Source organism: Xylanibacter muris (genome assembly GCF_013166605.1).
In the GTDB taxonomy this organism is placed as follows: Bacteria; Bacteroidota; Bacteroidia; order Bacteroidales; family Bacteroidaceae; genus Prevotella; species Prevotella muris.
Genome location: NZ_JABKKF010000008.1, coordinates 102929 through 117308 on the forward strand (window position 1 = coordinate 102929; position 14380 = coordinate 117308).

The window sequence follows — 14380 nt, forward strand, 5'->3', positions numbered from 1 at the left end:
TATGAGAAGAAATGCTTTTGATATTGAATTTGAGGATCGTAACTTTGAGATTTCATTTAATCTGAACCCTCAAAGGTGGATTGATAATTGTCCAGATTGTGACAACCCAATCTTTTGTGAAGATAATTGGCAACCAGAAATAAAATATTTAAATTCTACAAACGATGGAATTTCAGATGAAATTAAGGCAATTCCGTCTAATACAGGTGGCATATATTTGTTTTTCATCAAAGGGATTACATTACCTTTTATGGAAAAACATATAGTCTACGTTGGAAGATGTCATTATACAGATTTGCAAAATATTAATAAACGTGCAAAAGAATACTTTACCGATAAAAGACCAAAGATTAAGAATATGTTTAAACGTTGGGGGCAATATGTGTATTATAGGTATTATCCTGATATAAATAATGATACAATTGACAAAAATGAAGTAATGTTGATCCGTGCTATTAAACCGGATTTTAACGAAGATATTCCAGATAAATTAGATTTTCAACCAATAGTAAAAGCTTTTTGATATGACTAATATACCAGCAATAAAAGGACAAATAGGTAATACTATCTATTACATAGCGAATTTGACATTTTCTCAGATTGCAACTATGGTAAGTAAAGTTGATGATGAGTTGCATACTGCAAATTCCATAAAAGAACAGATACAACGTTCGTTATCTGATAATTACATTAAGATTAAAGATTATATAATTAAACGAGAAGATCATTTTTTTGATAGTCTAGTTTTAGCGGTTTATGATGGAGATCCTCAATGGCGAGAAATCAGATACGAGATAGATGGGCATTCTTATCCTCATATAGGTTTGTTAGAATTGAATGGGCAAGAGAAAATTTTTCCTGTTGATGGGCAGCATCGTGTAGAAGGTATAAAAAAGGCTTTGGAATGTAAACCGGAAATTGCAACTGAAACTATTAGTGTCGTTTTAATTGGTCACAAAAATACACCAGAGGGTAGAGAACATTCAAGACGTATTTTTTCTACATTAAATAGGTATGTAAAACCTGTAAGATTAGGTGATATTATTGCGCTTGATGAGGATGATGCTGTAGCTATTGTTACCAGAAATATGTTAGAGAATTATCCATTATTCACAGGTAGTAGGATTAAAGCAACTAATAATAAGGCTATACCTGCAAATGATAAAATGGCCTTTACTTCTCTAATGACATTGTATGCATGTCACATAACTTTGTTTAATACATTCATCACAATTAGAGACGGTAAGAAATATACGCAATCTCAGTTGAATGAATATTTGAAATTTAGACCAAGTGATGATATACTTGAGGCATTTGAGTATTTTCTTGTTGACTTTTGGGACTTGATGCGGAGTGTATTCCCTGAATTTAATGAATTTATCAATAGTACATCTCCTACGACTGCAGCTTCAGAAATGCGTTCATCAGAATCGGGAGGAAACATCTTTTTTAGACCTATTGGATTACAGCCTTTTGTAGAAGCAGTGTCTAAAATACGGCTTGAAAAGGCGACTGAGTTTTCCGAAATATTGCATCGTTTTGAACATATGGAGCGTATAGTGTCACATAGTCCATGGAATAAAGTTTTATGGAATCCGATGACACATAAAATGGTTATGAGAAACCAAGCTTTGGTAAAATATCTTCTTTTATATTTATATGATAATACAATCCTTTCAGAGGTTGATATGAAAAAAATGAAGGTTAAATATGCTGCAGTTTTTGACATAAATACAGAGGAGGAAGCTATGAGTCAAATTAATAATTTAAGTTTAAATGTTGAAAACTGATGTAATATGGCCGGATAGTAGGCGTTTCATGTCGCGAACAGAGTGGGAGCCACTAGGCTTCTTCTCTGAGGCATTGTGTAACGCCACTACATTCGATATCAAACTTGGATTTTTCTCTTCATCTGCTATCAATGTTTTAGCAGATGGTTTTGCTGCATTTCTTTATAATGGTGGTAGAATGAGGATGATAATCAATGATGTGTTGTCCGAAGAAGACCGCAATGCTATTGTGGTTGGTGAATCGGAAATAAACACACCGTACTTTGACCTTAATGCAATAGACCACATATCATATACTCTTTCCAAGCATGATGAGCATTTTTTCGAGTGCTTGTCTTGGCTTATTAGGAATGAGCGTATGGAAATAAAGATTATTACACCCAAGGTTGGCAATGGTATAGCACATTCTAAATGTGGCATGTTCTCTGACGGAATTAATAAAGTAGCGTTTGATGGTTCATGTAACTTCTCAAGAATGGCTCTTGTAGAAAATATTGAGAGCATCAATGCTTTTTGCGATTGGGATGGAGAGCGAGACAAGAATCGTATTAACGATATTGTCAACGATTTCAATCGCACATTCTCTGGTGAAGATGATACGGTCAATTATCTTAAAGCAGACCAAATTATCACTCATATCACAAAGACCTATAAGCATAAGGATATAAAGGAACTTCTAGAAGATGAGCAATGTATTCTTCATAGTAGGACAGAGAATAGCACGTCGGATTCAATCCGCAGAATTTTAGAACGTGCGCAAGCTAAAGTCACAGCAATAGTTGATACTTTGAATAAAGGGAAAGAGAATATTAAAAATGAGCGGTCTGCAACCCTTTCTCCTCAATTTCCATTTCCAGAGGCACGACCATATCAAAAAGCGGCTTTCAATAACTGGAAAGTATCGCAAAAGGGATTATTTGCAATGGCTACTGGTACAGGAAAGACTTTGACTTCGCTGAACTGCTTATTGCAGATTTACAATAAATGAATGCAGCCTCTCCAATTGAAGTGACACCGGAGGGGATATTGATTTCTGTAAGGCCACGGCAATCATAGAAAACCCCATCTTCTATTTTTGTTACACCGGAAGGGATATCCAAACTCGTTATATTACGACATCCGCAAAAAGCATATTTCCCGATAGTTCTCACAGAAGCCGGAATATTTAAATTTTCAATCCCGCTGCAACTATAAAAAGCAGAATCTCCAATATATATTATTGTCTCCGGCATAGTAACAGATTGAAATCGTGAAATTGAATTTTTAAAACCGTTTTTCGCAATACCTATTACCGGCTTGCCGTTATACTCAGCCGGAATAACAACAGCACCTCTTAACACCCGTGTCTTCGATGCCACCTCATAGCCTCCTTCCACTTCCGTGAACACAAGTTCATCAATAGACACGACATCGGCATCTGCCGGAACGACTGTCAGAAACGACAACAACACAAGCCCTATGACCTGCAATCTTAATCTTTTCATTTTCATTGTAATCTGTTTATGTTATAATTAATCTATTTTAAACTTCGCGTTTGAATAAATGCTTCACCTCAGCACAATCAAAATAAATTTTACTTCTGCATCCGGCTTGCAGTTTATTCTATTCTCTGGAATATGAAATAAAAAACAAGCATATACATTATATGCACACCTCCGAAATACAGTGAAATACAATTGCAAAGATAGTCATTTTTCACGAATTGCTTGCATATTCCAGGATTTTTCACAAACACACATACATAATAGATAAAGGATTTATCAATATTAAAATAAAACGAAGGAACAAACACAATTGTATATATTACTAATTGATTGTCAGCAGCCTACGCTTTAAAACGACAGAAAAGTGACAGTATGGAGTCTATTTAGATACGAAAAGGATAAGATTTAACTTTTGCTTACATCAAAGATTACAATAATAGGGATTGTATGGAGTCATTTGAGCCAAACCTATAATGCGGGAAAATGGGAAACAACCAAAGAAGAACATGTAAGGGGGATATGGTGATTAGTAGTCACTCCACATGTTATTATTGCCATAATGGTTCGATTTCCCATCCCTGTGGAAAACCGAGAGCTTTTAAATCGATCTCGGGAAACCGAATGAACAACCATGTTAGTTTGGATTGCATATCATTGTTAGGAGATACGACATTGAGAAAATACTTGATGATGCAGAGGTCAAAGTAAGCACGCATGGAATCAGTTTGTAATGTTATCCATGCATATACAGGACTATTTGGGATTGCTGGTTGAATAGCATTCTGTTTGTTCCACACTCTGGCATGATGCCCACATGCATTGCGAGTAACAGCAATAACCGTGAGCCATGATTCAAACACATTGATTGGTAATCCAAAACGCTTTGCTATGCGCTTGCGTATGCGATTTTGCTTAATGTTGCGATAAATGGCATTGACATTTCCAATAGTAAGCAGTTCTCCTAAAATCCACGATGGTGGATAAGGCTCTGAGTAAGTTCGCTTGTAACGAAGGATAAACTCTTCCTTGGATTTGCTATACTCCTTGGATATAGCTCGCATTGTATCATTAAACTTGTAACTATCCAAGAAATTAGAAGAGTCTGTAAGCCAAAAAGGGTTGCCAATCATGTCTGCTGGTATCTGCATCACGGCACGTCTAATAGCAATTTCTATCTTTTCTATCTCGTTGAACATGAGCAGTCGCAGTTTCTTGTCAAAGCGATAAAGCATCATCACCTGTTTGAAAGTGGCACCATTCTTGTACAGATGTGCTGTCTTGGGCATCTTCAACAGTGGGTACATGTAAGCAGATAGCCTATAATAACCGATATTGTCAAGATATTGTATGGCTTTATCCCTGTCACAAATCTGCAAACCTCGCGATTCAAGCAAATCAACGAGATTTTCTGAAGATTCAAACCGTTTTGTAAAGGGAATAAGATTAGCCATGAGTGCATAAACAAAAAAACGCCTCGCACGATTTGAGCATTGTTAAGAGGCTTGGCGAGGACTGACAATGCAAAGATAGGAATAATCATTGACAATACAAACTTTTCGACAAGAAAAAATCGTGTAAAAGTGGATTTCTTTGACATAGTTGTATTTAACAATGTTAAATCAGACCATAAAGTCAAGTCTTGTCAACCAAGCAATACTGTTTTCAAGGTAAAAGTGTTACGTTTGTAACGTATATACTCATATCGGAAGTCCCGATGGGCAGAGGTTGAGCAGACATATATACATATAAGGCATAACTGTACGCTTTGGTTTTGACAGTGTAAAAATCTGGCAGTTCAAACAAAAATTGTCAAGAACAAAGCAACGAGAACGCCTCATGAGATGTATTGTATACAGCCCTCATTGGCTTCGGACGATTCATCAACAGACACATCGACATCTGTCAGAAACGACAACAATACAAGCCCTATGACCTGCAATCTTAATCTTTTCATTTTCATTGTAATCTGTTTATGTTATAATTAATCTATTTTAAACTTCGCGTTTGAATAAATGCTTCACCTCAGCACAATCAAAATAAATTTTACTTCTGCATCCGGCTTGCAGTTTATTCTATTTTCTGAAATATGAAATAAAAAACAAGCATATAAATAATATGCACACCTCCGAAATACAGTGAGGTACAATTGTAAAGATAATAATCTTTACGAATTGCTTGCATATTCCAGGATTTTTTACAAACACACATACATGGCAGATAAGGGATTTATCAATATTAAAATAATACGGTGTGCATCCATGATGAATACACACCGTATTATTCTTTTTATATCCTAAGGATGTCAAACACTTAGAAATAATACGCAGCAGATACCTGCCATGCATTTGTACGGCTTTTCTTAGAGAAGGTCTGCTCTACAGTACTGCCTAAAATATCCGTCCACTTTGCCTCACCGGTCTTTCCGCATGCTATATTATATGCAAAACCGATTTCGACATGCTTGATAAGTGTAAGACCCGCACCAAGATTTATACTGAAGTTTGACTTCTCAAGGTTAAATCCGTAACCTTCGCCAAAATCATAGTTCTTGCTGCCTACATTGAAACCAAACTGAGGACCAGCGGCAAAATATACTCCGGCAATACTGCCCAAGCCAATGGAATAGCGCAAGTTGATAGGAATATTAATACTGCGCTGAGAAACAGTCTTGGAAAAATCTTCATCACCAAGCTTGGCATCACGCTGGTCATAGAGAGCGGCTGCATCAAGACCAAGCCCTACAATAGGCAATGTAACCTTCAAGGTAGGACCGACAAAAAAACCTGTCTGGTTTGATTTGTCAATTACATCAGAACTAAAGCTCATGTCTGTCACATTCAGACCACCCTTCAAACCGAATTTAACCTGAGCCTGCGAGGGAACAGCTGTCAACATTGCCATGGCAACTGCAAGAACGGTAAAAATTTTCTTCATAAACAAAATCTATTTATATAATTACAAAAATTAATGTCTCTGTCGACGGACTGTAACACGGGCAGACGACGAGCCTCCTCCTGAAGAGGAACGGGACGAACGTTTCTTGCTGACGGAAGATGAAGACGAACTGCCGGAAGAACGGCGACCGGCACGCGATTTCTTTGCAGCGGCACGTGCAGCCTTAGGATCAAGCCTGGAAATACTGTCAAGCGAGTCTTTCTTCGCCTGATCACCGAATATATTCTTCTCAAAGGCCAAAAGCTCTGCCTCTATACGTTTCTGCTCTTTTATAAGGGCCGAATCTGTTGCACAATACTGCGCAAGCGTACGACCAAGCATATTATTTGTCTTATATATCTTACCGTCATACTTGTTAAGCGTGAAGAAATCATCCATGGTCATCACTGCCGCATTGTTCAGATTACTTGTCATAACAGTCTGACGGCTGAGAAACGGTTCCAGATCACTGTACTTAACCCAGAACAACGGATATCGGGACGGCTTGTCTCCAAAATCATCCTCACGCATCATAACCGGACACAATGCAAGAACCTTGCGGCGGAACGAGGAATTGGCCTGATCGTAATATGCGCTCTCTTTCAGATAATACAGTTTCACCTCTGATGAAGGAATGTCGCTGTTGTCAACACGCAATTTCCCGTTGTTCTCATCATAGAAGATACCGTAATTGTCAAGCACGGTCTTCATGTCGACCTTTGACGAATCGGAAAAAGACTCGTTTCCGTCAAGACGGTACTCATACACGGGTATATAGCCGTTCAAAGCCAGTTTGAACACGTATGTGAAAAGATTCAACTGCTTGTCTATGGGCTCGACAGGATAATAAAGTCCGGAATTAGACTCCTGCATGAGATCTATCTCACGGTAAATATCACGCCTCCACACAACATCCTCCGGCATCTCAATTGCTGTGGGATACATTATCTGCGCCCTTCTGGTCATACCTGAAGACGGTGCTGTCTGCTGTTTGTTTCGCGACACGGAGTTGCGGCGTGCCTTTGGCTGAGCCATCACGGAAGTGACAGCACATGATATAATCAAAAAGAACAATAATCGTTTCATATATGTGATAATCTGTTATTCTTATTTTACAGTAACCTCCATAGACGATGTAAGCTTACGCTGTATTCCGTCCGGTCCTACTACAGTAACCCCCGAGATATAGAAGCTCTTGTTACGACTCAGCTTACGGAACGTGGAACGCTGCCGCTCGGAAAATCTGGCACCGTCGCTTATCATCGGCACGGCATTTCCCATATTATCGTAGAACTTTGTCTCAAAACTCAATACACGGAATGAGATGTCAAGTATACCGTCGTCAATGGCGGCCCCTATGCCTTCAGCCGCCATAAGACGACTCTTTAACAATGCTCCTCCCTTATACCGGTCGGGATTTCCATGTTCGTCTTTTACGGATATGAATGCAGTAGGATCAGGCAACTTACGTACACGGAACGTGAATTGTCCCATCTGCTGGACACGCCCCGTATTCGTTGACGTGACTGTTATGGTAACATCCTTGCCTACTGCAGCCGGACGTGCTATATAACGCCCCGGACCAACAGGCTGAAGCGTTCCACCCGACATCGTGGCCTGAACTTTATTAAGCGGTACACCTGGCACACTCACACTTATAGGATTGCTGTATCCGGCATAGAGCATGTTCATAAGATCGGCAGACACCGTAGCGGTGGGATCCACAACAGTATACTTCTGTGAAAAATCACGTCGTATACGCTCTCCGCTTCCATTAAAAACCTCGATAAAACCAGCAAGTGTGAAATCACCTGTACGCCCGCATACCGTCTCATACAGTCCGTTGCGCAATTCCATCTTCCGGTTTCCTATATAAATGTCAGGCTGCTGTGTGGTATCAACTGCCGCCATAACGATATGTGCAGAGAACTTGTCGCCCCTTACAACTGTCTGGGAATTTGGAATGACAAAGGCATTGAGAGAGTTAACACGTATGTCTTTCATATCTATATTCGCAACAAGTCTGTGAAGGACCTCCCCCTCCGCATAACGCACATCGCTCTGCAGTTTTGAAAGAAGTGTCACAGCTGCTGCCACCGGCATATCCTCAAACATGTATTCCTGCCAGTTCCTTCCCATTGTCAAGGCTGTTTTAGGAATCTGGGTCGACAGATTGTTACTTATTATTTCCCTCTGTGCAGAATCAGGAACCATCATTAGTATGCGCTCGCGAAACGAATTTATCGCCTTATACAAGGCTGCGCCCTTGCCACGGCCCGGGGCAAGCATAACCTGATTGGCAGCCTCAAGGTCTTCCTTTGCACGGATATTCTTCACATCAGCGTCGTCACCGTCCGCCTCACGTACAATGGCAAACTTAAGCTCGTCAGCAAAGTTATAAAGAGAATCGCTTATACGCTTCACCTCCTGCGCCTTGTCAAACCAAGCCTTAACCTTTGCGGGGTTAGCCTTAAGCTGCTCAACAAAATTATCATATATAACCTGGTTCTCTTTTGCGGCATTGGATGTGGTCCGTCCAATACTCTCCTCCACTAAGGAGAAGCCATTGAGTACCTCTGTAGATACGTTGAGCGCAAGCATTGCCATAAGCACAACATACAACAGATTTATCATCTTCTGACGCGGGGATACCGGCCTTTTCTTTATTGCCATCTAAACAAAGCGTTTATTTCTTTTTCAATATTATTCACGTAAGTCACTCCCCTGAACAGGCGCGACACGCATATTCACAGTCATTGCCTCAATCATGCGGGCATAAATCTTATTAAGCTCGGCAATCTGATCCGCCATCTTACGTGACTGATCGTTAATCTGGTCAATAGTGCCAATCTGTGCGCTGGCACCCTTGAGTTGCATCTCATAAACCTTACATATACCGGTAAGAGTACGGTTAAGATTCTCCATTTCCTCAGAATCCCTTGTAAGTCTCTGACTCTGGTCTGCAACTTTGGCAAGCATCTCAGTGAGTCTCTTCAACTCATCCACATAATTATTGGTTGCCTCTTCCATTTCCGGTGAAACCTGCTGTTGCTGCTGCATCCACTCAGGAGTACCGGCAAAAGCGACTGCCGCGCCACCGGTGGAAACTTGTCCTCCGGGAATATTGTCCAAGGATACATTACCACCTGAAATACCCTCACCGGAAGCACCTTGCATTCCTCCGATTATTATAGTCCCTCCAGAAACGCCACCCTGAACGGCATGACTTTCCGATTCAGTATTTTCAAACTCACCTGATTCCTGTCCTTCTTCATCTTCTTCCATGTGTGTAGGAAGTTCCTTGCCTATCGCCGTCTTGTCAAACGGACGGTCAAAAGCGGATATGAAAAATACGACAACCTCAGTACCCATACCGAGATAAAGCATTATATTCGCACCAGGAAGATGGGTAAGCTTAAAAAGTGTTCCAAGGATAACGATTGAAGCACCCCAACTGTAAGCATAGTTAAGGAATGTCTGCCCTGGCACACTGTCCAGCCATTTTTGCAGACGGTAAACTATATTGAACTTGCTATATACTGTCATTTCTTTGATTTTTTGAATTTATCACTTGTAGTGTTTGCAAGACTTCTCACACAACGGAAACCTATATATGAACGGGGCTGATTCTGATATTCATACGTACGCCAGGCTGAACGTATATAAGATTCCGGGTCTTTCCATGAACCTCCACGGACTATTTTCTTCTTAAGGCGATAAGGATCCTCCTTTGCCGCATTATACCTTAACTGGGGATTTATATCATTCATGGATTCCACACCGGCCTCAGTGAATATAGTGCTTGTCCATTCTGCCACATTACCGGCCATATCGAACAACCCGTTGCTGTTTGCCTGATATATTCCCACTTTACTTGTTATAAGGTTGCCATCCTTTGTATAATTACCGTTGTCCGGCTTAAAGTTGGCAAAAAAACAACCTTTATCCGTAGACACATCCTTATTATCCCATGGAAACTCATTCTGTTCTTTTCCTCTGGCTGCATATTCCCATTCCGCCTCGGTAGGAAGCCTGTAACGTTGCACGTAACGTGCCGCATTGCCAAGTCCTTTCAGAAGATATTCCGTACGCCATGCACAGAAAGCATTAGCCTGTTCCCATGTCACTCCGACAACAGGATAGTCATTATATGCGGGATTACTGAAATACAAGCGCATATAAGACTCATTATCTGCATTAGGGAAATCGTTGACCCAGCACGTTGTGTCGGGATATATGTTCACTATATATGTATTGAGGAAATCCCATGGACCGGAAAGAGGACGGTTGATCGTCTGACGCACAATACGCCCCTCGTCATCAATATATGCCGTATCTTTGGAAATCCATACCTCACTGTTGGCATCAACGGCAATATCCGTATTCAGATTGCGTTCTTCAGGATTAAGGCGGTTTCTTCTCAACGCTGCTGTAACATAGTCATAAACCTCATACCTGTAATTCATCTGGGAGTAATCCAGCATTTTCTCTCCAGTAATGGGATTTGTGACATAGACACTCTCTATCGCCCTCTGTTCATCCTCATTCGGCTTTCTTGGAAGAGGTTTCTTCCAATTCAGATACGGTGTCACAGGATCGCCATTCTTATCTTCTTCTATCTTATAAGTCTCATCTCCGCCATAGGCAGGATCAGCCAGACGTTCTCTTATAATAGAGTCACGCACATAATAAACAAACTGACGGTACTGCGAGTTGGTCACCTCTGTCTCATCCATCCAGAATCCTTCAACCGAAATATCCTTAACCGGTGTTTCCTTTCCCCAAAGGCTATCCTGCTTCTCTATACCCATACGCAGATGCCCTCTCTTTATAAGTGTCATGCCATAAGGAGTAGGCTCTGTGAAAGCTCTGCCGCCGGCACCTGTTACCTCGCCGCCTGATGATGATGTGACCTTTCCGCCAAAACATCCGGCAAGCGACAACGACACAGCCACAAGACAAACAGCTGCTATTATTTTATTTCGTCTCATATCCATATTATTGTATACTGTATGAAAGTATCTATATAATGAAGTTTATAATAATCTTACACTCTTATGTTTATTTCGCCCGCGCTTCTGCATGTTGATATCAGTCTGATAACCGATACATATCTCATGACTGCCATTACCTATACTTATTGCAGAAGTATATATCTCATAACTATATCCAAGAATAATCCCGTGGAAACTGCCTCCAACCATCACCGTAACAGAATTTGTCGGACTATAACCGGCACCGGCATACAGGATTTTCTTTTCATTAGTATACCTTACTCTTCCAGAAACGTCCACTCTGTAGGCTGTTCCGTCATAACGGGCCAGCATAGAGGGATGTATTGTTAAGAACGGATTTCTTAGTTTTATATTGTATCCACCGGTCAAATAAAATGTAGGTTCAATCTTAAAGCTTGAAGTTTCACCGATTTCCACCGTAGGCGATGTAAGATGTTGAGCCGAAACCCCAACATACCAATTGCGGTGAGTATAATAAAGACCTGCTCCCAAGTCAAAGGCGGAGCCTGTCGCCTCTGAAGACGGAAACGCATTGTCGCTCGGTTCTTCCGTATCAACCTTTGAACCGTCAAAAGTCTCACTCAACATCCCGGCCTGCAATCCTACCCCTAACATTCCGCCAAAAAGCTTTTGACGGAAAGCATACTGCAAGGCAAACTTCTTGTGTGAAAACAATCCGATTTCATCATTTAGTATATTTGCCCCGACACCGTGATAGCTTTTCAAAAAATAAAAAGGCAAATCGGCACCTATATACATAGTCCTGGGATTATTCTCAAAGCCGGTCAAAGTCATTGAGTATGCAGCAGAAGCATTTATTTTGGCCTCCTTCCCCACTGACGCAGGATTATATGACGGTTCCATTGCCCAATAATGGGAGAACACCGCATCATATTGCGCTCTTACCTTAACAACGGCAAGAATAAAGACTGTCAATATAAGATAATATCGTGTATGCACGTAATAATAACGAAGAGTTACAAAAAATATTGCATTAAAAAGAAAAAGGCCGCTCTTAAAAGAACGGCCTCAGGTATTTACTTAATATTCGTCTTCGTTAAAGAGAAAATCCTCTTTTGTAGGATAATCCGGCCATATATCCTCGATGCTCTCGTATACATCGCCTTCGTCTTCTATTTCCTGCAAATTCTCCAATACCTCTAATGGTGCTCCTGAACGGATTGCATAATCTATCAGTTCATCCTTTGTGGCAGGCCATGGAGCGTCTTCAAGCTTTGATGCTAATTCCAGTGTCCAATACATAGTCGTTAAATTTTAAATGTAGCCGCAAAAGTAATCAATTATTTCTTATTTACAAATATTATCCCATCTTTTTTCTTCCATACCTGCCATTAAATTTATTTTTTTTGCAAAAACAAAAAGAAAGTCAGACAATCTATTAAGATATTGAAGTATTTCCGGAGAAACTGTTGCCGTTTCGGACAAAGCGGCCACCCTCCGTTCAGCTCTTCTGCAAACAGTTCTGCAGACATGTGCTATGGCCGCTTGCGTACATCCGCCAGGTAATACAAAGTATTTCTGCTCAGGAAGGATACTGATGATTGCATCTATCTCTTTCTCCAGTGACTCTATCTCGCCTACATTCAATTTACCGGAATCATAAAGGGGTGTTTTAGACTGATCTATGGCCAGATGTGTCCCAACATTAAACAGATTATTCTGTATACGCTCAACAAGTTCCTTGTCATGCCCATTCTCAAGCATTGAAGCAAGCAAACCCATATTGGAATTTAACTCGTCCACCGTTCCGTAGGCTTCCAGGCGGACATCACTCTTACTGATACGAAAACCACCGACAATACTTGTCTCACCTCCGTCACCAGTTTTGGTATATACTTTTGTTATCATAATAATGTGCTTTAATCAAAAATTAACGACATAATCCATCTTATAATAGCTCTTGTCAAGAAATATCAAACCGGCATAGTACAAATCAAATGTTATTCCGGTACGCTCATCAGCTATAAGGCTCTTCCATAAATCCTTACTCTTGGTATCACGGTATATATTCTCCACTATTATGACAAGGTGCTCGTTACCGCAATTCAACAGATTATCTATCTCATACTGACAATTGTCTGTAAGCGTAATACGGGCAAGTCCTACTTCGGAATAGTCGCACACCTTGTCTACAATCACAGCCTTTTTACATCCGGCCCTGAAATATTCATTATAAGCATCTGATGTAGGGCAATAGTCATATATCACTTTAGGCTGAAGATAATTGGCAATGCGAAAATATAGCTTTCCAAGCTTCCTGGTGCATTTATCTATATATGGCATTGATTTCTCCAGATCCGCATAGGCATAATACGGATAATGCTCATTTATCACATACCGTATGAAACTATATCCAAAAGGACTTTGCACCCCAAAGCCACGGCATTGGTGTAACCTTTTCATCCATACAATCATTCTCTTTAATCGGTACATGACTTGAAAATATCAGTTCATCAAAAAACAATAATTATACATGCAAAGTTACAGCAAGTTATAATAAAAACAAAATAAAAATACATTTTTCTAAACAAAACGTCCTTGTTTAAACAAAAAGGAGCAGAACGATTTAAACATAAAGGATAACACCGTCCACCAATCCTCCCGCATTCCCTCCCAACGCCCAAAGTAGACACGTGCCAGACAACCCCTCCGACTCCCTTTCGGGGAGAGAAAGGAAGCGTATGTGGAATATTCCGAATCTGCAATGGTATAATATGTACCATAGTTTGTAGAATATGTGTCATCATTCATTGAAGGGGCGGAGGAATCCCCACATGAGGCAACAAGTAGGGACGTGCCTTTGGCACGTGTCAGACGGCAATATCCTTTAATGAGCAAGCTATATTTGTAACATACATCACACCGGACACATCGCGAAGCGATGCCCCTACATGGGGATGTATCCACCGGCAATACGTATATTCCCCCACGATACCCGCCACTATATCATATCCCCACTGATTTGCTACTGAGCAAAAAAAACGGCACTGCTGCAGTGCGCAGCAGGCAGGGACACACAGACAAAAAAAAATCCCCTGACACTTCATTAGTGTCCGGGGATTAAAATAAAGAAGGCGGCCTCCTACTCTCCCGCATTGCAGTGCAGTACCATCGGCGCAGACGGGCTTAACTTCTC

The 14380-nt window shown here is 40.6% G+C and carries 14 protein-coding genes and 1 pseudogene; 3 read left to right on the forward strand and 12 right to left on the reverse strand.

Annotation, left to right across the window (positions count from 1 at the left end):
* Position 1 precedes the first annotated feature (1 nt).
* From HPS56_RS09200 to HPS56_RS09210, 3 genes and pseudogenes are all read left to right on the forward strand, one after another.
* Entirely contained in the window at positions 2-523 is a 522-nt protein-coding gene (locus HPS56_RS09200) for a hypothetical protein (protein WP_172275852.1), read from the forward strand.
* Position 524: 1 nt separating this feature from the next.
* Entirely contained in the window at positions 525-1790 is a 1266-nt protein-coding gene (locus tag HPS56_RS09205) for a DNA sulfur modification protein DndB (protein WP_172275853.1), read from the forward strand.
* Positions 1777-2775, forward strand: a pseudogene (locus HPS56_RS09210) (DEAD/DEAH box helicase family protein); the annotation flags it as partial. The gene HPS56_RS09205 and the pseudogene HPS56_RS09210, both read left to right, overlap by 14 nt.
* Here HPS56_RS09210 and HPS56_RS09215 read toward each other — a convergent pair.
* From HPS56_RS09215 to HPS56_RS13210, 12 genes are all read right to left on the reverse strand, one after another.
* Positions 2717-3280: a leucine-rich repeat domain-containing protein gene (locus HPS56_RS09215; protein WP_369800296.1), complete on the reverse strand. Its 564-nt coding sequence runs from the start codon at positions 3278-3280 to the stop codon at positions 2717-2719. The pseudogene HPS56_RS09210 and the gene HPS56_RS09215 sit on opposite strands and share 59 nt — an antisense overlap.
* Before the next feature lie 542 nt (positions 3281-3822).
* On the reverse strand, positions 3823-4725 hold the full coding sequence (locus HPS56_RS09220; protein WP_172275855.1) for an Abi family protein: 903 nt from the start codon (positions 4723-4725) through the stop codon (positions 3823-3825).
* Positions 4726-5584: 859 nt separating this feature from the next.
* Positions 5585-6208 (reverse strand): porin family protein, encoded by a 624-nt coding sequence (locus HPS56_RS09225; RefSeq protein ID WP_172275856.1) that lies wholly within the window; start codon positions 6206-6208, stop codon positions 5585-5587.
* 30 nt (positions 6209-6238) lie between these two features.
* Positions 6239-7294 (reverse strand): type IX secretion system ring subunit PorN/GldN, encoded by a 1056-nt coding sequence (gene porN, locus HPS56_RS09230; RefSeq protein WP_172275857.1) that lies wholly within the window; start codon positions 7292-7294, stop codon positions 6239-6241.
* Between the two features lie 21 nt (positions 7295-7315).
* Positions 7316-8881, reverse strand: coding sequence for a type IX secretion system motor protein PorM/GldM (gene porM, locus HPS56_RS09235; protein WP_172275858.1), 1566 nt, complete (start codon positions 8879-8881; stop codon positions 7316-7318).
* Between the two features lie 30 nt (positions 8882-8911).
* On the reverse strand, positions 8912-9754 hold the full coding sequence (porL, locus tag HPS56_RS09240) for a type IX secretion system motor protein PorL/GldL (RefSeq protein ID WP_172275859.1): 843 nt from the start codon (positions 9752-9754) through the stop codon (positions 8912-8914).
* On the reverse strand, positions 9751-11199 hold the full coding sequence (porK, locus tag HPS56_RS09245; RefSeq protein WP_172275860.1) for a T9SS ring complex lipoprotein PorK/GldK: 1449 nt from the start codon (positions 11197-11199) through the stop codon (positions 9751-9753). Before porK ends, porL begins: the two co-directional genes overlap by 4 nt.
* A gap of 45 nt (positions 11200-11244) precedes the next feature.
* Entirely contained in the window at positions 11245-12183 is a 939-nt protein-coding gene (locus HPS56_RS09250) for a PorP/SprF family type IX secretion system membrane protein (protein ID WP_172275861.1), read from the reverse strand.
* An 81-nt stretch (positions 12184-12264) separates the two neighbouring features.
* Positions 12265-12486, reverse strand: a complete 222-nt coding sequence (locus HPS56_RS09255; protein ID WP_021852076.1) for a DUF2795 domain-containing protein — start codon at positions 12484-12486, stop codon at positions 12265-12267.
* Positions 12487-12531: 45 nt separating this feature from the next.
* Positions 12532-13092, reverse strand: coding sequence for a cob(I)yrinic acid a,c-diamide adenosyltransferase (locus tag HPS56_RS09260; protein ID WP_216655785.1), 561 nt, complete (start codon positions 13090-13092; stop codon positions 12532-12534).
* A 15-nt stretch (positions 13093-13107) separates the two neighbouring features.
* Positions 13108-13647 carry a hypothetical protein gene (locus HPS56_RS09265; protein ID WP_253952434.1) on the reverse strand — a complete coding sequence of 180 codons (540 nt, stop codon included), beginning with the start codon at positions 13645-13647 and terminating at the stop codon, positions 13108-13110.
* 407 nt (positions 13648-14054) lie between these two features.
* Positions 14055-14380 (reverse strand): hypothetical protein (locus tag HPS56_RS13210; protein ID WP_216655786.1); only part of this gene is annotated, 326 nt, incomplete at its 5' end.

What these genes read in the sequence shown, in the direction of transcription:
- HPS56_RS09200 (WP_172275852.1), top strand. Translation starts at nt 2, where the DNA reads ATGAGAAGAAATGCTTTTGATATTGAATTTGAGGATCGTAACTTTGAG.
- HPS56_RS09205 (WP_172275853.1), top strand. Translation starts at nt 525, where the DNA reads ATGACTAATATACCAGCAATAAAAGGACAAATAGGTAATACTATCTAT.
- HPS56_RS09215 (WP_369800296.1), bottom strand. Translation starts at nt 3,280, where the DNA reads ATGAAAATGAAAAGATTAAGATTGCAGGTCATAGGGCTTGTGTTGTTG.
- HPS56_RS09220 (WP_172275855.1), bottom strand. Translation starts at nt 4,725, where the DNA reads ATGGCTAATCTTATTCCCTTTACAAAACGGTTTGAATCTTCAGAAAAT.
- HPS56_RS09225 (WP_172275856.1), bottom strand. Translation starts at nt 6,208, where the DNA reads ATGAAGAAAATTTTTACCGTTCTTGCAGTTGCCATGGCAATGTTGACA.
- porN (WP_172275857.1), bottom strand. Translation starts at nt 7,294, where the DNA reads ATGAAACGATTATTGTTCTTTTTGATTATATCATGTGCTGTCACTTCC.
- porM (WP_172275858.1), bottom strand. Translation starts at nt 8,881, where the DNA reads ATGGCAATAAAGAAAAGGCCGGTATCCCCGCGTCAGAAGATGATAAAT.
- porL (WP_172275859.1), bottom strand. Translation starts at nt 9,754, where the DNA reads ATGACAGTATATAGCAAGTTCAATATAGTTTACCGTCTGCAAAAATGG.
- porK (WP_172275860.1), bottom strand. Translation starts at nt 11,199, where the DNA reads ATGAGACGAAATAAAATAATAGCAGCTGTTTGTCTTGTGGCTGTGTCG.
- HPS56_RS09255 (WP_021852076.1), bottom strand. Translation starts at nt 12,486, where the DNA reads ATGTATTGGACACTGGAATTAGCATCAAAGCTTGAAGACGCTCCATGG.
- HPS56_RS09260 (WP_216655785.1), bottom strand. Translation starts at nt 13,092, where the DNA reads ATGATAACAAAAGTATATACCAAAACTGGTGACGGAGGTGAGACAAGT.
- HPS56_RS09265 (WP_253952434.1), bottom strand. Translation starts at nt 13,647, where the DNA reads ATGAAAAGGTTACACCAATGCCGTGGCTTTGGGGTGCAAAGTCCTTTT.